The organism is Haloarcula sp. Atlit-120R (assembly GCF_003665885.1).
GTDB lineage: Archaea > Halobacteriota > Halobacteria > Halobacteriales > Haloarculaceae > Haloarcula > Haloarcula taiwanensis.
Genome location: NZ_QPLN01000004.1, coordinates 274,471 through 298,173, shown reverse-complemented (window position 1 = coordinate 298,173; position 23,703 = coordinate 274,471). Strand labels below are relative to the sequence as shown.

Below are 23,703 nucleotides of genomic sequence, written 5' to 3'. Positions count from 1 at the left end.
GTTACAGTGGGATGTTGCCGTGGTCTTTCGGCGGTGTATCCTCGCGCTTGCGCTGCAGGAGGTCGAGGTCCTGAATGAGGCGCTTGCGCGTCTCCTTCGGTTCGATGACGTCGTCGAGATAGCCCCGCTTCGCCGGCCCGTACGGATTGGCGAACTCGTCGCGGAACTCGTCCATCAGTTCCTGCCGCTTGGCGTCCGGGTCGTCGGCCTCCGCGATCTCGTTTCGGTAGAGGATGTTGACGGCACCCCGCGGCCCGAGCACCGCCATCTCCGACCCGGGCCAGGCGTAGTTCACGTCGCTGCCCAGGAACTTCGAGGACATGACGATGTACGCGCCGCCGTAGGCCTTCCGGACGACGACCGACAGCAGCGGCACCGTCGCCTCGGCGTAGGCGTAGATTAGCTTCGCGCCCCGGCGGATGATGCCGTTGTGTTCCTGGTCGGTGCCGGGCATGAACCCGGGCACGTCGACGAGCGTGAGGATGGGGATGTTGAACGAATCGCAAAAGCGGACGAACCGGGCGGCCTTCTCCGCCGCGTCGATGTCGAGCGTCCCCGCGCTCACGCGTGGCTGATTGGCGACGACGCCGACCGACTGGCCGTCCATCCGCGAGAACCCCACCACGACGTTGCGTGCCCAGTTGCCGTGGACCTCGAAGAAGGAGTCTTCGTCAACGATGGCGTCGATGACCTTCGTCATGTCGTAAGGCTTGCGTGGGGCCGAGGGGACGATATCGGTCACGCCGGGAATCTCTCGCTCAGGGTCGTCCCACGGCTTGACTCGCGGCGGGTCCTCCATGTTGTTCGCCGGGAGGTACGACAGGAGTCGGCGGATGTTTTCCAGCGCTTCCTCCTCCGATGGGTACGAGAAGTGAGCGACACCGGATTTGGTGGAGTGAGAGCCCGCACCGCCGAGTTCCTCTTTCGACACCTGTTCGCCGGTCACCGTCTCGATGACGTCCGGCCCGGTGATGAACATGTGGCTGGTGTCTTGCACCATGAAGGTGAAGTCAGTCAGCGCCGGGCTGTAGGTGGCTCCGCCAGCACATGGCCCCATGATCGCGGATATCTGGGGGATGAGACCACTCGCCTTGGTGTTGCGCTCGAATATCTTGGCAAAGCCCACCAGTGAGTCGACGCCTTCCTGAATGCGCGCGCCGCCGGAGTCGTTGAGTCCGATGACCGGGACACCGTTCTCGATGGCCCGGTCCATCACTTTACAGATTTTGTCGGCGACGACTTCGCCAACGGACCCACCCAGTACGGTGAAATCGTGTGCGAACAGGAACACCTTCCGACCGTCGACTTCACCGTAACCGGTAACAACCGCATCACCGGCGAACCGTTTCTCTTCCATACCGAAGTTCGTCGACCGGTGCTCGACGAACGGGTCGACCTCGTTGAACGTCCCATCGTCGACGAGAAAGTTGATGCGCTCGCGGGCGGTCATCTTGCCCTTCTCGTGCTGGGATTCGATACGAGCTTCACCGCCTCCGAGTTCAGCTTCGGCCCGTTTCTGTCGCAACTCTTCGACCGCGTCGTCAGGTGCCCCAGTCTCGTCTTCTGGTTCTTCCTGTTGACTCATCCTACCACTCCATCCCGCCGTTGACACCAAGTACCTGTCCTGTCATGTAGCTCGATTCCTCGCTGGCAACGAACCGCACGATGCCGGCGATGTCTTCAACGCGCGCGAACCGGTCGAGCGGAATCTCCCGCAGAATCTTTTCCTGAACGCGTTCGGGCACCTCCTCCAGCATATCGGTCTTGACGAAGCCCGGCGCAACGCAGTTCGCGGTTGACCCCGTGTGTGCTAACTCAAGTGCGAGCGTCCGTGTAAAGCCAAACAGCCCCGATTTCGTCGTCGCGTAGTTAGCCTGCCCGATGTTCCCTTGCTGACCGACGACGCTAGAGATATTTATCAGTCGGCCGTGCTCGGCGTCGCGAATGTCGTCGTAGAAGGCTTTCGTCCCGTTGAACACGCCGCCAAGGTTGACATCGATCACCGTCTCCCAGTCGTCGCGGCTCATGTTTTCGAACTTTTTGTCGATAGTGATTCCAGCGTTGTTGACGAGCACGTCTGCGGACCCGAACTCGTCGGCCACCTTCTCACGCATTGCCCGGACCTCATCGAGTTTCGCCACGTCGGCCTGGGCCGCGATAGCGGTGCCGCCCCCTTCCCGGATGTCCTCGACGACGGCGCGGGCTTCCGCGTCCGAGGACCGATAATTAACGACGACGTTAGCCCCGTGAGCACCGAGATCTTTGGCGATTCCGCGGCCGATACCACGTGAGGACCCAGTGACGACACAGGTTTGATTGTCCAGGTTCATTCGTGGTTGATGGGAGCCCTGTTGCTTCGTACGCTCATCACCTAATCTGGCAAAGCACAGCCAAATAACAGTTCGCCTTATACAACATTAAACGTCGAATTTAGAATATAATGATGCTGCTAGTACACGAGAAGTGACGGCTAGAAGACAGACTCACGAGGGTAGCAAAGAAGAACGCCAAATCTTTTAGGATGGCCTAAAGAGATACGGCCAGCACATGACAGCCGACATCTGCGTAATGGTGCCGACGATTCGAAACCACGAGTGCATGCGGTCGTACTTCCAGAACGCCCGGGACCACGGGTTCGATCTGGACCGACTGTTCGTCGTACTCATCACCGAGGACTTCTGTGACACCGACGCGATGGAACAGATGCTCGACGAAGAGGGCGTTGACGGAGCCGTCTACGACGGAACCGCCCGCGAGGCGTGGTTTGAGGCCCACGGCGCGAGCGGATACTCGCATCTTATCCCCGAAGCAAGCCACGCACAGACCTCGTTTGGCCTCCTGTACATGTGGGCCAACGACTACGAGTACGGTGTGTTCATCGACGACGACACGCTACCACACGATGACGCGGACTTCTTCGGGACGCACATGGAGAATCTCGCCTACGAGGGCGAGATTGAGACGGTCAGTTCCGACGAACAGTGGGTCAACGTCCTCTACCAGAACGAGGACGAACACGGCCTCTACCCGCGTGGCTACCCCTACGCCGCAATGGACGAGACGGTGTCGACTGAGCAGAGCCGCGTCGATGACGTGGTCGCCTCGCAGGGCCTCTGGACGAACGTGCCCGACCTCGACGCTGTTCGCATTCTGATGGACGGCGACCTGCAGGGTCAGGCCCAGACCCGTACGACCGGGGCAGACTTCGACGATGACTTCGTCGCCGCAGAGGGACAGTACCTCACCGTCTGCTCGATGAACCTTGCGTTCCGTCGCGAGGTCATCCCGGCGTTCTACCAGCTCCCGATGGACGACAACGAGTGGGACGTGGGCCGCTTTGACGACATCTGGTCCGGCGTCTTCCTCAAGCGGGCCTGTGACGTGCTCGGTAAGCAGATCTACAACGGCGACCCGCTGTGTGAACACAACAAAGCGCCCCGCTCTACGTTCTCGGACCTCACCAACGAGGTCCACGGGCTCGAACTCAACGAACACGTCTGGGAGATCGTCGACGACGCCGGCGCGGACGCGGACTCCTACGCCGAAGTGTTCGAGGACATCGCCGTGGCGATGGCCGACGGCGATTTCAGCGACTGGGAAAACGGTGCCTTCCTTAACTACTGCGGCGAATTCATGCTCGACTGGCTGGCATGCCTCGACGAACTAGACGACGCCGCGGCGGAACAGGTCCCCGCAACCGCCGACGACTAGAAAGGCATAAGTTGTTTAGGCAACCCTAAATCAAATAATGAGTGATTCTAACGATATGACGGGACGTAACGCAACGCAGTCACGACGACGCTTCCTCGCCCTCAGTGGCACCACCGCGACAGCGGCGATTGCCGGCTGTTCCGGTATTCTGAGTGGGGGCGACGGCGGCGATGGTGGAAGCGACGGTGGGACCGGTGCTGGGACCGGTCAGCTTTCCCTCTCGGACTTCCGTGGCTCCGGCCCGCTGGTGGCACAGCGGGACGCTCCCGGCGGGACCTCAATCGAGGAGCTGCCGGACCTCAGCGGCGAACTGACGCTGTACCTCGGTGGTGGCGAGGGCGGCCTCTACCTCGACCTCATCGAACTGTTCGAACAGCTGTATCCTGATTTCTCTGCTAACCACCGGCTCGAAGCATCCAGTGACCTCGCAAACACCATCATCGAGGAGAACGAGGCGGGCGCAAGTCCAGCAGACGTGTTCATGTCGATCGACGCTGGCTCACTCGGTGCCGTGGCAAACGCTGGCGCGACCGCGAGCCTCCCCGAAGAGGCGCTGTCGACGGTTCCGGACGCGTACCAGGACAGCGAGGGCCGCTGGGTGGGCATCGCCGGCCGCGCCCGAGCGATTCCGTACAACACGAACCAGATCTCCGAATCCGACATCCCGTCGACGGTTCAGGAGTTCCCGGAGACCGCTGCGCTCGAAAACAGCATGGGCTGGGCCCCGAGCTACGGCGCGTTCCAGTCGTTCGTCACCGCGATGCGACTCATCCGCGGCGACGACGAGACGATGTCGTGGCTCCAGGCGATGCAGGACCACGGCATTAGTACCTACGCCGACGAGTTCCGCGTCTCAAACGCCTGCGCCGACGGGGAACTGACCGCCGGCTTCGCTAACCACTACTACACACTTCGAGTTCAGTCTGCCCGCGAAAGCTCGCCCATCGGCCTCGCGTTCACCGAAGGTGATGCCGGGGCACTCGTCAACGTCTCGGGCCTCGAAATCATCGACGGAACCGACAACGCAGACCTGGCAGCGAACTTCGTCCGGCACGTCCTCTCGGCGGAGGCACAGGAGTTCTTCGCCACCCGGACGTTCGCGTATCCGATGATTCCGGGCGTCGCACCGGTCGGTGACCTGCCGCGTATCGACGACCTGAACCCGCCGGATATCAACCTGAGCGAACTGGCTGACGTGGCCGGAACCGTTGACTTACTTCGAGACGCTGGCGTCCTCTAATATGGGCACAAAAGACCGCTACGAGCGGCTTCGGGAGCAAGCGACCACGTCGGAGCGAGACTCGTCTCCGCACACGCTGCTCGCAGTGGTCTCGCTGGCAATCTCGCTGCTGTTACTTGCACCGCTGGTATGGGTGTTTCTCCGGGCGGGTGAAATCGAGTTCGGGCGTGCGGTGGAACTACTCACGAGCGACACGACTGTCTCGGTGACGCTGAACACGCTAGCGCTTGTGACTGGTGTCACCGTCGCGTCGATTCTCATCGGCGTCCCGCTGGCGATTCTCACCGCCCAGACGGACCTGCCGTTCAAGCGGTTCTGGACGATTACGTCCGCGCTGCCGCTGGTCGTCCCGAGCTATATCGGGGCCTTCGCGTTCGTTTCGGCGTTTGGCCCTCGCGGCGTCCTCGCGGACCTGCTTTCGCCGCTCGGCATCGAGCAGATACCGACGATATACGGCCTGCACGGCGCGATACTTGTGCTGACACTGTTTACGTACCCGTACGTGTTCCTGACCACGCGCGCGTCGCTGCTGTCGTTCGACGGGACTGTGGTCGAGGCCGCCCGGACACTGAATCACACGCGTTGGGAGGCGTTCCGCCGTGTCACGTTGCCACAGATCGCGCCGGGCATCGCGGCCGGTGCCCTGCTGGTGGCGCTGTACACGCTTTCGGACTTCGGAACACCAGCGATTATGCAGTACGACGTGTTCACGCGGATGATATACAACGAGTTCGGTGCTCGCCGGCTGGACTACGCCTCCGTGCTCTCGATGCTATTGCTTGTGATGGCGCTTGGTATCCTCGCCGTCGAGTCCCGCCTCAGCGCGGGGCGAGACGGAGCCTACGTCAGCAGCGGCTCGCGCCGGCCCGGTCTCATCAGGCTCGGCTACTGGAAAGCCCCGGCACTGCTGTTTTGCGGCGCTATCGCGTCGCTGTGTCTGGTGCTTCCGGTCGGCATCTTGCTCCAGTGGCTCCTCCGTTCCGGCACGGGCTACAGCGGTGGCGGTTTCACCTTCGATGCGGCCTACGCCTGGAACTCGGTCGGCCTCGCCGCAGCCGCGGCGGCCATCTGTGTCGTGGCAGCGCTCCCGATAGCGTATCTCTCCGCGCGCGGTAGTTCGGGCTTCTCGTCACTCCCCGAGCGGGCCACGTACGTCGGCTACGCCGTCCCCGGGGTCGTGCTCGGCCTGGCGCTCGTGTATCTCGGGCTCCGGTACGTCCCGTTCCTGTACCAGAGTGTCATCCTGCTGGTGTTTGCCTACGTGATTCGGTTCCTCCCGCAGGCCGTCGGGACGACCGAATCCTCGATTCTGCAGGTCGATCCGAGCTACATCGAAGCGGCGCGGTCCCTGGGCTACCACCCACTCTCGGCGTTTCGGAAAGTCGTCTTACCACTCGTTGCCCCGGGAATCGCCGCCGGGGCCGCGCTAGTGTTCCTGACGACCATGAAGGAATTGCCGGCAACGCTGATGTTACGCCCGACGGGCTTCGAAACCTTCGTCACGTACATCTGGCTCGTCCAGGGTGCCGGCTACTACGGACAGGCGGCGGTCCCGGCTCTCGTGCTCGTCGGCCTCTCCGGACTCTCGATGCTGGTCATTCTTCGACGGGAGGACACAAGCTAATGTCTCGACAAACACGCACACAGCAAACATCGGACTTCGACGACGTGGACGCGGCGGTAGCGAACCCGGACCGGACGGTCCTGGAACTGGACGACGTCTCCAAGGACTACGGTCACGAAGTCGCCGTCGAGAACCTATCACTCGATGTGAAAGACGGCGAACTGCTGACACTGCTGGGGCCATCCGGCTGCGGGAAGACGACGACACTCCGGATGATTGCCGGGCTGGAACGCCCCTCTGACGGGCAGATATCGATCGCCGATGAAGTCATCGCCGATGGCTCCTCGTTCCGGAAGCCAGAGGAGCGCAACATCGGGATCGTCTTTCAGGACTACGCGCTGTTCCCGCATCTCACCGTCGCCGAGAACATCGCCTTCGGGCTGACCGAGATGGACGAGCAGGCCGTCGCCGAGCGGGTCGACGAACTGCTCGAACTGGTCGACCTCTCGTCGCATCACGACAAGATGCCGAGCCAGCTTTCCGGCGGCCAGCAACAGCGCGTTGCGCTCGCGCGCTCGCTGGCCCCGGAACCGGATGTCCTGCTGCTCGACGAACCGTTCTCGAACCTCGACGTGCGCCTGCGCGTCGAGATGCGCGAGGAGGTTCGCAAAATCCTGAAGCGGGCCGGCGTCACCGCCATCTCAGTGACCCACGACCAGGAGGAAGCCCTCTCGATAAGCGACCGCGTCGCCATCATGAACGACGGGACCATCGCTCAGGTCGGTGACCCCGCTGAAGTGTTTGAAAACCCCGAGAGCCGCTTCGTTGCGAGCTTCCTCGGGCAGGCGAGTTTCCTCTCGGCCCGGGTGACCAGCGATGTCATCGAGACTGGACTGGGCTCGTTCGACATCGAGTTGCTGAACGGGCCGGTCGAGGCATACAACGGCGCGATGGTGGACGTGCTGGTCCGTCCAGACGACCTGCAGGCGATGCCAACAAACGAGTCCCAGGCCGACGGCTACGTCGTTCACCGCCAGTACAACGGTCCGTCGTTCGTCTACCGGGTCGAACTCCACAGTGGCGACGTCGTCCACTGCATGCACAACCACGTCGAGACATTCGAACCGGGCCAGCCGGTCGAAGTTGATCTGGTCGCCGACCACGACCTGGCCTGGTATCCGACGGAATGACGCGACTGCGCCGGCCGGGGGTACAGGCGGGGCTGATAGCGTTGCTCGGCGGGCTCGCCGTCTTCACGCTCGCCCACGTCGTCTTTCCCCATCATACAACCAACCATGACGAAGGCGTCTACCTCCAGCAGGCCGCCATGCTGCTTGAGGGGCAACTGTTCATGTACCCGCCGGTCGAGGAGTCGTTCCGACCGTGGTTCTTTGTGGCCGACGGTGAGCGGTTGTATCCGAAGTATGCCCCGGTCCCGGCGGCCATGTTTGCCGTCGGGAAACTGCTCGGCGGCTACCGCGTTGCGCTCGGCCTGATTGGGACCGGCGTCCTTGCGCTAACCTACCATACCGTCCGCGAGGCGTTCGACGCCCGGACGGGCGTGGTGGCGACCGTCCTCATGGTCGGGTCGCCGCTGTTTCTCATCGAGGCCTCGGTGTTTCTCTCCTACGTGCCGACGACGCTGTGGAACCTCGGCTTCGCCGCGGCGTATCTCCACGCCGACCGGACCGGGAGCCGGAAGACGGCGGCAGGTGCCGGCCTCGCTATCGGCGTCGCCTTCTTCGCGCGGCCGTACACCGCAGTGCTGTTTGCAACGCCGTTTATTATCCACGCGCTGTGGACGCTCCGGACGCTCGACCCGGCGTGGTTCACGCGCCTGTCACTGACTGCCGTCGGCGGGCTTACCGGTGTCGCCGCGACGCTTGCATACAACCACGTCGTCACCGGCTCAGCCCTGCTGTTCCCGTACGAAGTGTTCGCCCCGCAGGACGGGCCGGGCTTTGGCCACCGGGAGATTCTGGGCTACTCTCGGGAGTTCACGCCGGCGATGTCGCTGGACGCCAACGCCGAACTCCTCTGGAAGCTTCTCACCCAGTGGGTCGTCGCCGGGCCGCTGGGGACGGCGGCAGCAGCTATCGGGCTCGGGGCCGTCGTGCGTCGCGGAATAGACGGCCGGCAGGCGGCGCTGGCCGGGGTCCTCCTGACGGTCCCGCTCGGCAACGGCTACTTCTGGGGCACCGTGAACATGCTCGGCGACCTCTCGGACCCGACAGACGGCTTAGTCGCTTTCCTCGGGCCGTTTTATCACGTCGATATGCTCGTCCCGCTGACGGCGTTCGGTGCCGTCGGGGTCGTTACCGTTGCCCGATGGACACGGCTGCTGGTAACCGAGCGGGTCAGCGCGGATCGGGTCCGTCCAGTCTTGGTCACTGTGGCGCTGTGTGGCGCGGCGCTTGGCGGCGGCGCGGCCGTCACAACAGCGGCCGAGCCGGTCTCGGACAACTACGAAGTGACCCAGCAGCTAGAGCAGGCTTACACGCCTTTCGAGGAGCGAGACCTCGACAACAGTCTCGTCTTGCTCCCGACACCGTACGGCGACTGGCTGAATCATCCGTTCCAGTCGGTTCGTAACGACCCCGGCTTCGACGGCGACACCGTCTACGCGATGCAACACCGCCAGTTCGAGGTCATCGACGCCTACCCCGACCGGACCTACTACCGCTACGCGTTCCGCGGCGAGTGGGTCCCGTATCTGGGGCTGCCCGTCGAGCCGCGGCTCCAGCCGGTGTCGGTCGCAGAGGGCCGGACGGTCCGGACGGATGTATCGGCGTCAGTTCCCGAACAGGCCGCGCTGGTCTCCATCCGGCTCACAAGCGAGGGTGAGAACGACTACGCGACGGTTACCGGGACCGATACGCTGGACTTGCGGCTCTCGACGGACCGCGACCGGACGCGGCTCACCGGCGACGGCATCGAGGACCAGGTCAGCGTCCCGACGCCGGCGGACGGGACAGTCACGCTCATTATGTTTGTCGACTACGGTACTGGTGCGGGGTTCGAGTACCGGGCGGAACTCCCGGTTTCCCAGACGGACAACGGCGTGCGGGCGCTGACACCGCGACTCGAAGTCTGTAAGGATCAGCGCCGCTGCGGCGGCGAGGCAGCCTACGTTCCGGGCACACACCGCGACGGAATCAGCATGAACGCGACCACAACAGCCGAAACTACGTGATCCGTACCGATGACTGACTACGAACTCACCAGACGCGACGCGCTGAAAGCCCTCGGTGCGGCGGGCGTCACCGTCGGCGGCGCGGCGGCGCTCGTCTGGAACGAATCGGGAACCGACAAGAGTGCCGAGTCAGCCGAGAAAGACACTGAGACGGCCGAATCGGAGTTCGGCGACCACGAGCGCGAGACGTATCATGCCGTCGCCACTATTGTCTATCCGAGCGAGGTAACGGGCGTCCGGGAATTCGTCAACAGCTACGTCACCGGCCGGGTCGAGGCAGACCCTGAGCGAGCGGCAGAAATGACGACCGCCGTTGCGGACCTCGACGCTTACACCCGAGAATGGGAGGACACAGTCTTCACTGCGTTGGACACAGAAACGCAGGAAGAAACGCTGCGGGGAATGGGCGTTAAGGCTGCCGACCCGGAGCCACATGGCGACCCGAGGCACCGCGTCCGCTACTACCTCGTCAACGACCTCCTGTTCGCGCTGTACAGTTCGCCGACCGGCGGCGAGCTTGTCGGAATCGAGAATCCGCAGGGCTACCCCGGCGGAACGAGTAGCTATCAGCAGCCACCGAACGACCGATAAGCCGGGACCCGTCGCCGATTACGTCGGCGGTGTTACCGGAACCGTTCTTCGAGCGCAACCCGGACGATCGACTTTGCGATGGCGGCCCCGCCGGAGAACGGGTCGAGTTTCGTCTCACCTTTCCGCTCGTCGTACTCGATAGGGCGTTCACGCACGTCGTAGCCGCGCATCAGTGGCCGCATGAGCAGTTCCGCCGAGAGCCCGGTGTTCTCGGTCCAGACGATCTTCTGGAGGACCTCGCGGCGGTAGGCCCGCATTCCGGTAGTCGTGTCGTGGACGCGCTTGCCCATGAGTACACTCGCGAGTAGGGCGAACAGCTCGTTCCCCAGTTTGTTCATCGCCGGCATCTGCTCGGCCCCGTAGTACAGCCGGTCGCCGCTGACAACGTCGGCCCCGTCGTTTATTTCTGCGAGGAAATCGGGGAGGCGTTCCATCGGATACGTGTCGTCACAGTCCGTCGTGACGACGACCGGCCGGTCCGGCGTCAGCACGGCTTCGCGGACCGCCACACCGTATCCCTGCGGTTCCTGTTCGATGACTGTTGCACCGTGTTCGCGGGCGATTTCCGGCGTCCGGTCACTGGAGCCATCGACGCAGACGACCTCGGCACGCCCGTCGGTCACTGTCGCGATATCGTCGAGAACAGTGCCGATTGCTTCTTCTTCGTTGTACGTCCCCATGACGACCGCGAGGTCGTCAAACGTGTAGCCGGCTGAATTTTCAGCCCGCGAGCCCTGAATAGCCATTGCTCATCCGTCAGAACCCACGGTTCTTGAATGTTTAGGTTTGCCAAAATCAGTGATCGTCGAGATACATTTCTATCGGGGTTGCATCCTCCCAGAGGTGCGTAAACAGGTCCCTCGCCCACGAAATAGCGCCGTCCGTCTCCGAAATAATCTTCGCCGACGGCCAGGCCCCGTCGAGTTCTGGGAGCGTGATAATCATCCAGTTGTCGGCGACGGCGAGTGCGTACGGGACCGGCGTGACACGAACAGTCGTTTCCTCGAACCGAGTTATATCGAGCGAGACGGACTCCGTGTCGAGCATCTCGTCGATTACAGCACAGCTGACCACGAGCCGCGACTCGGCGTTGTCCGGCATCGCCGCCTCGTACTCGGGGTGGTAGACGGGCGAGATGACATCGCAGTGAGGGACGCTCTCGACGCGGGACACGACTTCCCGGACCGGTCGGTTGATATCGGTTTGCGTGCCACGGATGACCGTGTAGTCACCAACTTCAGGCAGGCGACACCGGAACGGCTGTGGTAGCACTGACGTGTCATGAGCCTCCCAGTACTGGAGGTCGAGAGCGAGGAGTTCCTCAAGCCGTTGCTGGCGGTGAATCGTATCTGCGACGAGGCGGCCGGTACCGGTGAGTCGCCAGCCGTCGTCCGTTGAGGTGACTATGCCGCGGCCTTCGAGGTTCGAGAGCGCGTCGTAAATCGCTGATTCGCTTGCAGTAACTGCTGACAGCAGTTCGTTGGTGGCCTTGGCCCCGGGACACAGCGCGCCGATGATGTCCGTCCGGACAGACGACGTTCGGACGTACTGAATTAGTGATTCTACGCCCATACTGTCCCCATGTTCTGTAGCTCATAGTTTTCGCACATATCAGTTTCCATTTGTAACGGAATTCTCTTCGAATAGGACACTATTCTCTCGGGCATGGGATATTATTGCAGCCAATGTGTCCATCTTTTTTATCGCTCACGACGCAGAGACTGTTGCTGTCCACGTAAGACCACGTCCCCGCTGAACGCAATGGAGCACGTTGGTCTTGTGGAGTTGCCACGTTCGGGCCGGGCGATGTCGTGCCTCTGACATATATCGCCAGCCCGAAGGGTCATGCAATCACCGTGGGTTGCCCGCCCACGGTGCTCATTGTCTCCGCTGTCGCCTCGTCCAGGCAGGTATTTACTACGGACTACTGTCTCTTGGCTCCGTATCGACTGTCCGCAGTCTGGCAGTCACCGTGAAAACCAGCCTCGGCCGATAGTAATGGGTCAGTTCTCGGGCGGTTCGTCTGTCCCGATCCGAATCTCGTAGGCCTCGATATCTTCGAAGGCAGCGACCTGCCCACCGACTTCGACCGGCCCGTCAGCCGTTTCAACGACCAGCGTCGCGACCTCGCGGTTCGAACTGAACGACGCCTGGTCAACTTTGCCTTCAACGACCCGGTGGTCGCCTGTCTCGACATCCCGGCCCTCGATAGTCGCGTAGAACTCCCCGTCCAGCGTTACCAGATCGGAGATACAGCGCCTGATCGTCCCGTAGCGGCGCGGGAACGGCAGCCCGTCTCCGTCGCTGGCGATCGTTTCAGCAGTCGTCCACAGCACCGTGTTGAGGAACCCGGAGACCAGGAACCCGAGTTCCGACCGATTGAAGATGACGCCGTATCGGTCCGTGTCACCGCGGACGCTCTCACGGGTCGCGTACATCGAGTAGTTCCCATCGGCGACGGCGACGACCGGTGTCGTGATACCGCGGCGGGCCTTCACCGTGGTCGCGATGGACTCGTAATCGAACCGCGCTGGGTCGGGCGCGTCCACACCCGGTGAAATGAGAATTTCAATAGCGATGCCGGACTGCTTCCGGGCCGCGAGTCTGTCTTCGAACCGCTCCAGCAGGGCCGGGGTCAGAGACAGCGTCAGTTCGTACTCGGCCGTCTCGATGATATCTTCGAGGTACCGGAGTATCGTCGGCCGAGATTTGACGAGTGAGACGGCTTCGGGCTCCCGTGCAGGAGCCGTATAGCGCGAAGAGAGGTCGTCGACGAGATCATCGAGTGAGTCCTGTATCCCCTCGAAGGCTTCCCGCGGGTCGATAGCCAGAACTTTCATCGGCCGGGACTCCTTGAGTTCGACCAGTCCGACGTCGCTGAGGCTCCGGACCGTATCGTACACTCGCGGCTGTGGAATGTCCGTGTTCTCCGATATCTCCGACGCTGTCAGCTCACCGTGTTGTAACACGGCCAGGTAGGCTGAAATCTCGTACTCGCCGAGATTGAACCGCGCAATTACCTGTTCGAGCGATGCTTCCAAGTCGTCACTAGACATAGTGGGGCGTTTGCGAGTCGAGTACTAAGAACTTCGGCACTCTCTTCAGCAGACAATTTCAGGACCAGGCGCGTGCCTCTCCGCTATCGTTCGCTGTCCCATCACAGCGACCCGCTACCCTGTAGACTCGATTGTTCGAGTCGCCACGGCGAAAAATGTGCGCTGTCGGTGTGGTTTAGTAGGCGTTGGAGATCTGAGAGACGACATCTGCGGGCGCAGCACCGGAGTTCAGTGATGAGATAGCGGATTCGAGCGAGGACTTGACTGCCGGCGGTGCGGCCAGGCCGTGTGCCACAGACGGCGGCTGAGCATCGCTGTTCTGGAAGTCTGCTATCTGATCCTTGGAGAAGTCGTTGAACGGGTCGGTGTTCACGTCAGTTCGCGGCGGAATCGACCCCTTCTTCGGGTTGAAGATCTCCTGTGCCTCGGCCGTGCCGACGAACCGGCACCACAGCGTAGTCGCTTCCGGCGACGGGTTGTTGACCGGATACGGGAACGAGTCCATGTTGAGTGCGTAGTAACCGTCGGTACCCGGGAACGTCACGTGGTCCCACTCCTCGCCGTACGCGAGGTCGTTCGTAATGTACGTTCCGGCCGCCCAGTCTCCCTGGTGGAGGAACGCCGCTTCGCCGTTGATGACCTGGTTGTTGGCCTCGGTCCAGGAAATCGAACCGGCGTCGCTCGGGATGTAGTCGAGATAGGACTGTGTGGTCTCGACTGCCGACTCCAGAGCGTCGCTGTTGGCGTCGACCTCACCGTCGACGAAGATAGCGCTGTAGGTCTCGGCGTCCGTTTCGCCGAGGAGAACAGTCGCAAACATCTGGAAGCTGGACCACGGCGCACCGGTCTGGTGTGCCATTCCGGTGTAGCCAGCATCGCTGACCGTTGCCAGCGCGTCGACGAGGTCAGACGGCGTTTCGAGGGCTGTCGGGTCGACCCCGGCGTCCTCGACGACCTCGACGTTGTAGAAGAGGTTGTTGATCCGGTGGATGTTGAGCGGGACCGTCACGTAGTTCCCTGCGGGCTGGGCCGCGTCCTTGACACCCTGGAGATATGCGTCCTCCATGCTGTTCTCTGACCACACGGAGTCGCCGATGTCCTTCAGCAGGTTCGCATCGGTGAAGGGGAGCAGATTGTTTCCGGGCCAGGACTGCCACGTACTCGGATGGTTGCCGTTCTGCACCCGTGTCCGGATGTTCGCCTGCAGGTTGTCACCCGCACCACCGGCGATGAGGTTCTCGTCGAACGGAACGTCGGGGTGTTGCTCCTTGAAGGCGTCCATAACGGACTGAATCGCTTCGAGTCCGTCGCCTTCGCCCCACCAGTGGGCGACTTCGAGCGTCCCATACTGTGGCCCGCTGTCGGTACTGTCCTCACCGCTGCTGCCGTCGCCACTGGTACCGTCGCCGCCGTCACCGCTGCTGCCGTCGCCGCTGCTGCCATCACCACCGTCACTCCCACCGCAGCCAGCCAGCGAGGCCGCACCTGCTGCGCCAGCAATCCGAAGAGCGTTACGCCGCGTCAACCGTTTATTTGAGTTGTCGTCAGTCATGGTTGCACCAATACCTCATAATTCCTTATTGAAGATTCGCACTTAATACTTCTGTATAGCAAAAGTCACCATTTGACATTCGTATCGATCCCGGTAAATCATCTATATCCCACGATTTCTCGGGTTTGAGCGGGCGAACAAATTAATCGTATGTGAGTAAATACCTCACTATCTTACATCTGTGAGATTACATTTACCCGACATATCCGCTTTGAGATGAGGTCTATCCGGGTATATTGGGACAAAAAAGCTCGGGCGCGGTTCGGCCCGGGGACTTACAGCGAATCGAACTCGACGACTGCTTTTATCTGGTCGTCCCCGTCTGTGAAGGCCGCCTCGACGTGCTCCGGGTCGGTAACCGTCGTGACCAGATCGTCGAGCAGCCATTCCGGAAGGTCCTGTAAGGTCTCGACGGCGTCCTCGAAGTGCGAGACGTGTGAGTTGACAGTCCCGATGAGACACTTGTTGTGCAGGACAATCTCGTTGTGGAGCGAGCCGCCATCGACTTCAAATTCCCACGGCTCCGGGATGCCGAGCAACACGCCGACCCCGTTCTGGTCGAGCGCCTTGACCGTCTGGAACGCGTGCGGGGCGAACCCGGTTGCCTCGTAGACGTAGTCCATCGCCTCGTAGGTCTCCGGGAGTTCATCCACCGGCGTCTCACGGGAATCGACGTACGTGCTGCCTATCTCGTCGATGATGTCGACCGTCGGGTCGGGCCGGTCGCGCCGACCGACACAGTACGTCCGGTCGTACTCCTGTTCAAGCATCCACAGCGTCAACAGTCCGAGCGAACCGTTCCCCAGCACGCAGGCCGACTCCGGCCGCCAATCGAATGGCTCCCGCGTGGCGTAGGCGTGCTCGTTTGCCTTCTCGGTAATCGAGAGCGGCTCGACGAGAAAGCCGTAGTCCGCGACCGCTTCCGGGACGGGGACGAGGAAATCTGCCGGCGAGGTGAAATACTCGGCCATGAAGCCGTGGTCGCCGACGATGCCACGTTCCGTGTACTCGCCGTCCGGAGCCATGTCGGGTTCCCCCCGACGGAAATACTCGTTCGTTTCGCCGTTCGGTTTCCGCCGGACAGTCGGCGCGACGACCTGCCCCGCCTCGAGCCCCGTGCCATTGGGCTCTTCGACGACGCCGACCGCCTCGTGTCCGAGAACCATGTGGTCCGCCCCGTCGGGGAACCCGCCGTGGGACCCGTTCAGGACTTCGTGGTCTGTGCCGTCAACACCAACGCGGAGTGTCCGGACGAGTGCCTCGCCCGGGTCAGGCGACGGTCGCTCCCGCTCTAGGAGCTGTGGGCCGTCGTCGTCCCGCGTAACACCAATCACTTTCATGCCAGGCAGAGAGTGAGAACACTGGGGATTAAGTCTTTCTTCAGGTCTCTGTCTCGCTGACGCTGACAGCCGCGCCAGTTTCGCTGGAGCGGTAGATTCCGTCCATCACGCGCTGGACTCGCAGCGCCTGCTCGACGGTGTTTACCGACGGTGGCGACCCGTTCCGAACCGCAGAGACGAACCGTTCCTGCTCCGTTCGCTGTGGGTCCGACCGCTGTGTCTCGACATCGGTCGTCCGATGGTGCATCCGGCCGGTGTCGGCCGTCTCAAACAGTGTCAGCGACTGGTCCGCGAGGTCGAGTTTTGCGCCCGCGTCAGTTCCGCGGACGTAGTACTCCTGACTGTCCGGCCGGTTCGCCGCCCACGCCACCTCCAGGGATATCGTCGTGCCGTCATCACAGCGGATGAACGCACTCGCGGAATCGTCCACGCTGAACTCGGCTGCACCGTGGTCCGCGCCCCACATCTCGACGTACGCGTACTCCTCGTCGACGCCGAACTGGGCGCGGGTGTCACCCGACACTTCCACGACGGCTGGATGACCGGCAACGTGCAGCGACAGGTCGATAGCGTGGGCTCCAATGTCGATGAGTGAGCCGCCGCCGGCCACGTCGTTGCGCGTGAACCATGACCCTCGTCCTGGGACGCCGCGACGCCTGATGTAGTTCGCCTCGATATGAGACACATCGCCTATGTCGCCCGCGTCGCGGTAGCCCACGAGCGTCTGAACCGGGTCGGCAAATCGGTTGTGGAAGCCGACCATACAGAACCCGTCTGCCGCTTTGGCGGCCGCGGCGATCCGCTCGGCGCTTTCGAGCGTGTGTGCAAGTGGTTTCTCGACGAGCACGTCCAAGCCCGCCTCAAGCGCCGCTACGACGTACTGCTCGTGGTATCTGTTCGGCGTCGTCACCAGCGCGGCATCGACGGACCCGAACATCGCCGACGCCTCCTCGTACACTGCCGCGTCGTACGTCTCGGCGAACCGGCGGCGCGCATCGGCATCGACGTCGACGCCCGCCGTTATCGAGACCGGTTGGTCGAGCTGACGGAGGTTCGTACAGTGGATATCCGCGATGTTCCCCAGTCCGATGATGCCTATGCGAACGGTCTCAGTCATGATTCTCGAAGAGTGCGGCCGGAAGCGGATTAATACAACTGCTGTTCACGCTCTTCGCGTTCCTCCTCCTGTTTCTGCTTGGCCTTCTCTCGCCGCCGGCCGCGCCGATACTGGATGATGCCGGGGACGATTTTGTTCTTCAGGTCGAGGACGAACGACACGATACCGTAGGCCCAGAAAAAAAACAGCACGAGCATCCCGCTCCAGTACAGCATCGCGAGGTGGCTGCTCATATCAGTCGTCTGATTCTACTTCGCTACTTGATGCAGTGCTTTCGGCCTCGTACGGAATGAGGTCGTGGACAATCGCCTCGCCGGTGGCCGAGTCGAACAGGTGGACGTTCCGTCGGTCGATGACGACCCCGATCTCATCGTCTTCTTCGAGATCAGAGTCGGGGTCGATGCTCATCAGTAGCTGGTCGTTCGTCGCCAGTTCCTGCGACATCGACGTTTCGCCGTCGCCCAGCAGCAGGTAGGCGAATATCTCGTCGCCCATGGGTTCGAGAATGTCGGTCCTCGCGGTAATCATTCCCGATGGGTCAGGGACCTCCGACTTGAGGTCGCCCGGATAGATGTCCTCTGGGCGGATACCCAGCGTCACGTCGTCACCAACTCCGACACCTTCGATGGACGATGGGTTGAACGCAAGCGAGAAGTTCGGCGTCTCCAGGGCGTCCTCCGTGACCGTCCCCTCGACGAAGTTCATCGACGGCGAGCCGATGAACCCGGCGACAAAGAGGTTGTCCGGCTCGTTGTAACAGGTCAGTGGCGGGTCGATCTGCTGGAGCTGCCCCGAATCGAGGACGGCGATACGGTCGGACAGCGTCATCGCCTCCTCCTGATCGTGGGTCACGTAGATGATGGTCGTGTCCAGCTCCTTGTGCAGGCGCTGGAGTTCCGTCCGCATGTGGACCTTGAGCTTCGCGTCGAGGTTTGCCAGCGGCTCGTCCATCAGGAACACGTCGGGCTCGCGCACGATGGCGCGGGCGATAGCGACGCGCTGACGCTGTCCGCCGGACATCTCCTCGGGCATCCGGTTGAGCATCCCCTCTAGCTGGACGATATCCGCGGCCCGCTCGACCCGACGGTCAATCTCGTCCTGTGGGTAATCCCGTAACCGCAGCCCGAAGGAAATGTTGTCGTACACGTCCATGTGCGGGAACAGCGCGATGTTCTGGAACACCATCGCGATGCCGCGGTCCTTCGGTGGCAGGTTCGTCACTTCACGGTCGCCGATGTATATCTCACCCTCGGTTGGGATGGTGAGCCCGGCGATGGTCTCCATCGTGGTCGACTTCCCACAGCCGGATGGGCCGACAAAACAGATGAACTCGCCGTGGGCGATATCGAGGTTCATGTCGTCGACCGCGGTGACCACGTCACCCTGGTCGTCGTAGCGTTTCGTCACGTGTTCGAGTTGTACTCGTGCCATTGTGTTACTCCTTGAGTGCGCCTGAGGTCAGTCCGCTGACGATGCGTTCCTGTGCGACGATCACGAGGATGACGACGGGGAGAACCCCGACGATGCTCGCGGCCGCCATGAGGTTGAACTGGGTCGTGTACTGGGTCTGGTAGCTGAGAATCCCGCCGACGATAGGCGACCATTTGGCCGCCTCCGGCGAGGTCGCCATGATAGAGCTGAAGAAGTACTCGTTGTAGACGGCGATGAACGTCAGCACGGCCGCGGTCGCCACGCCCGGCGCGGACAGCGGCATGATGACGCGGAACAGCGCGCCCAGTCGCGTCGTTCCTTCGACCCGTGCGGCGTCCTCCAGCCCGTCCGGAATCTGGCCGTAGAACGTCGTCAGGATGAAGATGGACAGCGGCATAAACAGCGCGCTGAACGGCAGTACCATCGACCCCGGCGTGTTCAGCAGGCGCGGGGGCGTGAACAGCGGGATGCTGGTGAACGGTACCGTAATCGGCGCGTTGCCGGCAAACGCCTGGAACAGCGGTATGACGAACGCAGCCGGCGGGAAGTAGCTGATCGCCAGGATACCGAGCATCAGCAGTGCGCGGCCGGGGAATCGGAGACGGCCGAACACGTAGCCTGCGAGGCTCGCCACGAACAGCACGATGACCGTCGTCGTGACCGCCAGCGCGAAGCTGTTCAGCATGTACAGGTGGAAGGGAACCTGCTCGAAGACGGTGACGAACGCACCCGGATTGAACCCCTTAGGGACCGGCAGCGGGAACGTCCCGCTGACGCCAAAGAGGTTCACCGTGGGGAGGAAGCTCCCGGCGAGTAAGTTCCCCTCGGGGGTCACCGCCAACACGACGAGCCAGTAGAAGGGGAACAGCGTCGTCACCAGGAAAAACACCATCGCCGCGTAGAACAGCGCCCGGTACACCTTGTCCGGGTTCTTGATGGCGCTCTGTGTCCACCGCTGTAGCGGCCCGTCGCTCGACTGCTCTTGGGTGTCAGTTGGCGTCGCCATGTTAGATCGCGTCCTCCCCTTGCCAGACGATGAGTCCCATCACGACCGTCCCGATGATGGCGGCCGTCACGAACGCGATGGCCGCGGATGTCCCCTCGCGGGTGGTAAACGTCGCGACGACCATACACGACAGCGATGGCACGACGGTACAGCTCGACACCGTGTCGATGATGCCGTACACCCGCATCGCCTGTACCGACCGGAACAGCACGGCAACGCCGATAGTCGGCAGGATGAGCGGGAACGTGATGAGCTTGAACTGCTGCCACTTCGTCGCCCCGGCGACCCTCGCCACGTCGTACAGGCCCCGGTCGATGCTCTGCAGCCCAGCCAGAATGAGCAGGGCCATGAACGCCGACGTCTTCCAGATGTCGGCGACGATGATGATAAACGTCGCACTCGGCGTGTCGTTGAGCGTGTTCGTCGGCGCGAGCAGGCCGAGGTCAGCAAGCGGTGGCGTCAGGAACCCGACGTTCGAGTTGAACATCAGGAAGAAGATCATCCCCTGAATGACGATTGGGACGGCCCACGGGATGATGATAGCCGCGCGAATCCACCGCCGGCCATAGAAGTCCTGGTCAAGGATGAGCGCCTGCCCGAGACCGATGAGCGTCTCGAAGAGCACGCTCACGACGGCGAAGATTATCGTGACGACCAGTGCGCTGTTCAGCAACGCACTCATGCCAAACCCTTCGGGCAGGAACGTCGTTCCGCCCGGCAGGAACCGGTTTTTCTCGCCGGTGAACAGCTCGATGTAGTTCCCAGCGCCGACGAAGGTAGTGCTCGAAAAGTCCGCCGAGAGCGCGAACAGCGACAGCTCGAAGGTCCGCAACAGCGGGTACAGCGCGACGATACCCAAGAGTACGAACACGGGAATCAACAGCAGATACGCGTACTGCGTGTCGCTGAGGTTCTCCATCCACCGCATCATGCTGACGAGTGCCCCCGAGCGTCTGGATTCACGGCCGGTTTCTGTACTCATCTGGTTACCTCCGTCCGTCGTTTGAATGTGTCATGGTAAATAATCACAGGGATGGTTTTGTAACGCTTGCCTGTGGCTTCAGGTTTGCTCGGTCTCTTCCAGCGCGGACTCAAGCGTCGCCATCGCGTCGGCCGAGGAGGCTTCCTGACCGACTGCGCGGTTCGCTTGCTGTGCGATCTTGCTGGACTGGTCGCTCCAGACAGCCGTCACCGGGCGCGGCATCGTGTTGTTACCGGCGACCTGCAGGGTGTCCATGTACCGGCCAACGACGGGCACGTTCTGGGCCTCGCTGGAGTTGAACAGTTCGGGCCGCGGCGGCAGCCATCCCTGAACGGACAGTAGCGTGAGCTGGAAGTCCGGCTGCATCGCGGCGCGAATGACCTGCGTCACGGCGTCTGTGTTCTCACTGTTGGGGTTGACCGTCATGTGCCAGCCACCGAGCGCAGCCGTGGAGCCGCCCGTGCCGGGCTGTGCCGCCTCGCTTTCGGGCACGGCGTACGGAATCGGCATCGCACCGAGGTTTTCGCCGAGCGCCGGATCCTCTGTTTCCTCTGGGTCACGCCCGCCGAGTGCCAGCGAGTAGGGCCAGTTCCGGTGGAAGACGGCGTTGCCGTTGACGAACGGCGCGCGAGCGTCTTCCTCCTTCCAGCCGAGGATTTCGGTCGGGGTGAAGCCGCCGCCGTACCCCTCGAACTGGCCGCCGAAGTCCTCGCCGTGGACGAACTTCCGCATCATGTTGAGCGAGTTGATGACCTCTTCGTTGTTGACCGTGATCGGCCGGTCGCCGATGGGGCCAAAGAGGTTGTCGCGGCCGCCGAAGTACGCGCCGCCCCACGAGGACATAACCTCGTTGAACGTACAGCAGGAGGTCCCCTCGTAGATGTCCCACTGCGTGGTGAAACCGAAGTCGACGTCGGCGTTGTCGTAGGTGTCCGCCGCGATGTTCGACCACTCCTCCCAGGTCATCGGCTCGGTCGCCCAGTTGTTGCTCTCGGGGCTGTAGCCGGCTTCCTCAACGAGGTCCTTGCGGTACTGCATCGTCGGGAAGTCCGGGAACACCGGGACGCCGTACAGGTTCCCGTTGCTCGGGTTCCGAGCCGTGTCGGTAAACGCCGAGAAGTAGTTGTCCGAGACATCCGAGAGGAGTTCCTCCGGCAGCGTTTCGGAGAGGTTCTGGAGCTGTCCCCGCTGGATGAAGATGTTCGTCCAGCCGTTGTCCATCAGGAACATGTCCGGGTTCGTCTCGCCGGCCGAGAGCAGCCGGTTGTAGTTCGCCCGAGCCGCACCGGTGTCCTGGTCACGGGGGACGAATTCGATCTCGATGGAGTCCGGCAGGCCGTTGTCGTGGAGAGCCTGCTTGATTGCGGGGCCGTTGTTCTGGACGGCCACCGGGTCGAAGCCCCACTGCACGGTCGTCGCCTCCCCGCCGCTTCCGTCACCGGTCGATCCGCCGTCGCCGCCGCCACCGCCGCCTCCGTCGCCACCGCCGACGAAGTCAGCACAGCCTGCTAGTCCGCCGACAACACCTGCTGCTCCGGCGGCACGGACGAACCGTCGCCGGGAGACGCCTGTTGAGTTCCGCTCGCCGCTTGTGCCATTGTCCGACATATCTATTCTGAGCTATCCCGGACGCACCTTAAAGGTTGTCCATAATTAACCACAGGTGTTGTTAACTGTCGGCCACAACCCAGTAGAAGTGATATATTTTTGACTAGTAGCCATTGTATAAATCTTTCAGTATATATATGCACGGATAAGTCAAACAGCCGCTTGCTACACGGAGGCCCTCAAACGCGCAAACTGAACGAAAGTTTACTAATCCCGAAAAACGGCGCCTGTGTCACTCGTACGTGACGTCCGTAATTGTAATCTCGGTCGCTTCGATTTCCTCGATGACGGCTCCCCAGCCGCCGACTTCGTACGTTCCGCTATCAGTGGCCAGCGTCGCGCTGATTCGGCCGGCCATCTGTGCAAGCGGGACCGGGTCCGTCCGTCCGATGCTACTCCCGGTGTAGTCGACGGCGGTGATGCGCCCGGTCAGACCAACCGACTCCTTTGTTTCCGTGTCGTACCCCTCGACAGTAGCCTCGATAATCGCGTCCTCATTCAACAGCGGTTCGATGTCGCGGACAGCGTGTCGGAGGTCGACGTACGTCGTCGGGGTTTCCGGCGTCCGCTCGGTGTACAGTGTGTCCCAGATCTCCCACAGACAGGTCAGGAAAAACCAGTGGAAGACGTAGGTGTGAGTTCGGTCCTTGACGAGCACACCGTACTCGTTGACCGAGTCGTGGTGGGGCGCAAAACACGTCCAGGTCCGGTCGACAAGCACGAAAAACGGGGCCGGAATCTCGCGGTTCCGGGCCTCCGTACAGGTCCCTTCGATGTCGGAAAGCGGCGGGACTTCCTCGTCAGGACTCGTACAGATGCTGAGTTTGATGTTCACGCCGCGGTCGTGGGCGGCGATGAGTTCTTCCCGGACCGCGTAGAACTGCTCGGGGTTCACGCCGACCTGAATCTGGTTTTCCGCCGCTTCGATGAGCTCCCGGGCCCGGCTGACGACCGTTTCGAACCGCTTGACGATACTGACCTCGTGCTCGGATATCTCGGGCTGGTTCCAGCGTTCCTCGATGGTCTCGGCCGCGTCGAGGTACTTGCTCGACCGTGACCGCAGGTCCTCAAGCACTACGTCGGGATTTCGCGCCCGAGCAGTCAGGCTATCCTGCTGGAACGTCTCGATATACCCCTTCGACTCAAGATCCCTGAGCACGTCGTATATCCGCGGGTCCGGAACGTCACAGGAATCGGCGATGTCCGTCGCCGATGCGGTCCCCAGCCCCAGCAACGCCACGTAGGCCTCCGCCTGGTACGGAGAGAGACCGGCATCTTCGAGGACATCGGTTAGTTCGCTGTCGTCCATGTG

General features: G+C 62.2%; 20 protein-coding genes. 6 read left to right on the top strand and 14 right to left on the bottom strand.

The window, feature by feature from the left end; genetic code table 11:
- Window position 1: 1 nt before the first annotated feature.
- Together DVK01_RS15905 and DVK01_RS15900 are read right to left on the bottom strand one after the other, a co-directional pair.
- On the bottom strand, window positions 2-1,585 hold the full coding sequence (locus DVK01_RS15905) for an acyl-CoA carboxylase subunit beta (RefSeq protein ID WP_101350078.1): 1,584 nt from the start codon (window positions 1,583-1,585) through the stop codon (window positions 2-4).
- Between the two features lies 1 nt (window position 1,586).
- Window positions 1,587-2,330, bottom strand: coding sequence for a beta-ketoacyl-ACP reductase (locus DVK01_RS15900; protein ID WP_101350079.1), 744 nt, complete (start codon window positions 2,328-2,330; stop codon window positions 1,587-1,589).
- Window positions 2,331-2,547: 217 nt separating this feature from the next.
- Between DVK01_RS15900 and DVK01_RS15895 the strand changes: the two genes are divergently transcribed.
- Genes DVK01_RS15895 through DVK01_RS15870 form a run of 6 tightly spaced genes read left to right on the top strand, consistent with a single transcriptional unit; the run spans window position 2,548 to window position 10,299 of the window.
- Entirely contained in the window at window positions 2,548-3,711 is a 1,164-nt protein-coding gene (locus tag DVK01_RS15895; RefSeq protein ID WP_101350080.1) for an alpha-1 4-glucan-protein synthase, read from the top strand.
- A gap of 55 nt (window positions 3,712-3,766) precedes the next feature.
- Complete coding sequence (locus DVK01_RS15890) at window positions 3,767-4,951, top strand: extracellular solute-binding protein (protein ID WP_101350081.1); 1,185 nt, start codon at window positions 3,767-3,769, stop codon at window positions 4,949-4,951.
- Window position 4,952: 1 nt separating this feature from the next.
- A complete protein-coding gene (locus DVK01_RS15885) occupies window positions 4,953-6,575 on the top strand; it encodes an iron ABC transporter permease (RefSeq protein ID WP_101350082.1) in 1,623 nt (540 codons plus the stop codon).
- On the top strand, window positions 6,575-7,705 hold the full coding sequence (locus tag DVK01_RS15880; protein WP_101350083.1) for an ABC transporter ATP-binding protein: 1,131 nt from the start codon (window positions 6,575-6,577) through the stop codon (window positions 7,703-7,705). The genes DVK01_RS15885 and DVK01_RS15880 overlap by 1 nt, the downstream gene beginning before the upstream one ends.
- Window positions 7,702-9,708, top strand: coding sequence for a glycosyltransferase family 39 protein (locus DVK01_RS15875; RefSeq protein ID WP_101350084.1), 2,007 nt, complete (start codon window positions 7,702-7,704; stop codon window positions 9,706-9,708). The genes DVK01_RS15880 and DVK01_RS15875 overlap by 4 nt, the downstream gene beginning before the upstream one ends.
- 9 nt (window positions 9,709-9,717) lie before the next feature.
- Window positions 9,718-10,299, top strand: a complete 582-nt coding sequence (locus DVK01_RS15870) for a gluconate 2-dehydrogenase subunit 3 family protein (RefSeq protein ID WP_121537526.1) — start codon at window positions 9,718-9,720, stop codon at window positions 10,297-10,299.
- 32 nt (window positions 10,300-10,331) lie between these two features.
- Here DVK01_RS15870 and DVK01_RS15865 read toward each other — a convergent pair whose 3' ends face one another.
- From DVK01_RS15865 to DVK01_RS15810, 12 genes are all read right to left on the bottom strand, one after another.
- Entirely contained in the window at window positions 10,332-11,045 is a 714-nt protein-coding gene (locus tag DVK01_RS15865) for a dolichyl-phosphate hexose transferase (RefSeq protein ID WP_101350086.1), read from the bottom strand.
- A 49-nt stretch (window positions 11,046-11,094) separates the two neighbouring features.
- Window positions 11,095-11,871, bottom strand: coding sequence for a winged helix-turn-helix domain-containing protein (locus tag DVK01_RS15860; protein WP_101350087.1), 777 nt, complete (start codon window positions 11,869-11,871; stop codon window positions 11,095-11,097).
- 431 nt (window positions 11,872-12,302) lie between these two features.
- Window positions 12,303-13,355, bottom strand: a complete 1,053-nt coding sequence (trmB, locus tag DVK01_RS15855; protein ID WP_053968214.1) for an HTH-type sugar sensing transcriptional regulator TrmB — start codon at window positions 13,353-13,355, stop codon at window positions 12,303-12,305.
- Window positions 13,356-13,530: 175 nt separating this feature from the next.
- Window positions 13,531-14,907: an ABC transporter substrate-binding protein gene (locus DVK01_RS15850; protein ID WP_101350088.1), complete on the bottom strand. Its 1,377-nt coding sequence runs from the start codon at window positions 14,905-14,907 to the stop codon at window positions 13,531-13,533.
- Between the two features lie 275 nt (window positions 14,908-15,182).
- Window positions 15,183-16,247: a glucose 1-dehydrogenase gene (locus DVK01_RS15845; RefSeq protein ID WP_101350089.1), complete on the bottom strand. Its 1,065-nt coding sequence runs from the start codon at window positions 16,245-16,247 to the stop codon at window positions 15,183-15,185.
- Window positions 16,248-16,287: 40 nt separating this feature from the next.
- Complete coding sequence (locus DVK01_RS15840; protein WP_101350090.1) at window positions 16,288-17,364, bottom strand: Gfo/Idh/MocA family protein; 1,077 nt, start codon at window positions 17,362-17,364, stop codon at window positions 16,288-16,290.
- Window positions 17,365-17,393: 29 nt separating this feature from the next.
- Window positions 17,394-17,597 (bottom strand): hypothetical protein, encoded by a 204-nt coding sequence (locus DVK01_RS15835; RefSeq protein ID WP_101350091.1) that lies wholly within the window; start codon window positions 17,595-17,597, stop codon window positions 17,394-17,396.
- A 1-nt stretch (window position 17,598) separates the two neighbouring features.
- The gene (locus DVK01_RS15830; protein ID WP_101350092.1) at window positions 17,599-18,795 is read right to left on the bottom strand and encodes an ABC transporter ATP-binding protein; all 1,197 of its coding nucleotides are present in this window, start codon (window positions 18,793-18,795) and stop codon (window positions 17,599-17,601) included.
- Between the two features lie 4 nt (window positions 18,796-18,799).
- Window positions 18,800-19,801, bottom strand: a complete 1,002-nt coding sequence (locus DVK01_RS15825) for a carbohydrate ABC transporter permease (RefSeq protein WP_101350093.1) — start codon at window positions 19,799-19,801, stop codon at window positions 18,800-18,802.
- Window position 19,802: 1 nt separating this feature from the next.
- Complete coding sequence (locus DVK01_RS15820) at window positions 19,803-20,783, bottom strand: carbohydrate ABC transporter permease (RefSeq protein WP_101350094.1); 981 nt, start codon at window positions 20,781-20,783, stop codon at window positions 19,803-19,805.
- 78 nt (window positions 20,784-20,861) lie between these two features.
- Complete coding sequence (locus DVK01_RS15815; RefSeq protein WP_101350095.1) at window positions 20,862-22,391, bottom strand: extracellular solute-binding protein; 1,530 nt, start codon at window positions 22,389-22,391, stop codon at window positions 20,862-20,864.
- A gap of 232 nt (window positions 22,392-22,623) precedes the next feature.
- Window positions 22,624-23,700 (bottom strand): TrmB family transcriptional regulator, encoded by a 1,077-nt coding sequence (locus tag DVK01_RS15810; protein ID WP_101350096.1) that lies wholly within the window; start codon window positions 23,698-23,700, stop codon window positions 22,624-22,626.
- Window positions 23,701-23,703: the final 3 nt, after the last annotated feature.

Coding starts and splice junctions, on each gene's coding strand:
- DVK01_RS15905 (WP_101350078.1), bottom strand. CDS start 1,585: ATGAGTCAACAGGAAGAACCAGAAGACGAGACTGGGGCACCTGACGAC.
- DVK01_RS15900 (WP_101350079.1), bottom strand. CDS start 2,330: ATGAACCTGGACAATCAAACCTGTGTCGTCACTGGGTCCTCACGTGGT.
- DVK01_RS15895 (WP_101350080.1), top strand. CDS start 2,548: ATGACAGCCGACATCTGCGTAATGGTGCCGACGATTCGAAACCACGAG.
- DVK01_RS15890 (WP_101350081.1), top strand. CDS start 3,767: ATGACGGGACGTAACGCAACGCAGTCACGACGACGCTTCCTCGCCCTC.
- DVK01_RS15885 (WP_101350082.1), top strand. CDS start 4,953: ATGGGCACAAAAGACCGCTACGAGCGGCTTCGGGAGCAAGCGACCACG.
- DVK01_RS15880 (WP_101350083.1), top strand. CDS start 6,575: ATGTCTCGACAAACACGCACACAGCAAACATCGGACTTCGACGACGTG.
- DVK01_RS15875 (WP_101350084.1), top strand. CDS start 7,702: ATGACGCGACTGCGCCGGCCGGGGGTACAGGCGGGGCTGATAGCGTTG.
- DVK01_RS15870 (WP_121537526.1), top strand. CDS start 9,718: ATGACTGACTACGAACTCACCAGACGCGACGCGCTGAAAGCCCTCGGT.
- DVK01_RS15865 (WP_101350086.1), bottom strand. CDS start 11,045: ATGGCTATTCAGGGCTCGCGGGCTGAAAATTCAGCCGGCTACACGTTT.
- DVK01_RS15860 (WP_101350087.1), bottom strand. CDS start 11,871: ATGGGCGTAGAATCACTAATTCAGTACGTCCGAACGTCGTCTGTCCGG.
- trmB (WP_053968214.1), bottom strand. CDS start 13,355: ATGTCTAGTGACGACTTGGAAGCATCGCTCGAACAGGTAATTGCGCGG.
- DVK01_RS15850 (WP_101350088.1), bottom strand. CDS start 14,907: ATGACTGACGACAACTCAAATAAACGGTTGACGCGGCGTAACGCTCTT.
- DVK01_RS15845 (WP_101350089.1), bottom strand. CDS start 16,247: ATGAAAGTGATTGGTGTTACGCGGGACGACGACGGCCCACAGCTCCTA.
- DVK01_RS15840 (WP_101350090.1), bottom strand. CDS start 17,364: ATGACTGAGACCGTTCGCATAGGCATCATCGGACTGGGGAACATCGCG.
- DVK01_RS15835 (WP_101350091.1), bottom strand. CDS start 17,597: ATGAGCAGCCACCTCGCGATGCTGTACTGGAGCGGGATGCTCGTGCTG.
- DVK01_RS15830 (WP_101350092.1), bottom strand. CDS start 18,795: ATGGCACGAGTACAACTCGAACACGTGACGAAACGCTACGACGACCAG.
- DVK01_RS15825 (WP_101350093.1), bottom strand. CDS start 19,801: ATGGCGACGCCAACTGACACCCAAGAGCAGTCGAGCGACGGGCCGCTA.
- DVK01_RS15820 (WP_101350094.1), bottom strand. CDS start 20,783: ATGAGTACAGAAACCGGCCGTGAATCCAGACGCTCGGGGGCACTCGTC.
- DVK01_RS15815 (WP_101350095.1), bottom strand. CDS start 22,391: ATGTCGGACAATGGCACAAGCGGCGAGCGGAACTCAACAGGCGTCTCC.
- DVK01_RS15810 (WP_101350096.1), bottom strand. CDS start 23,700: ATGGACGACAGCGAACTAACCGATGTCCTCGAAGATGCCGGTCTCTCT.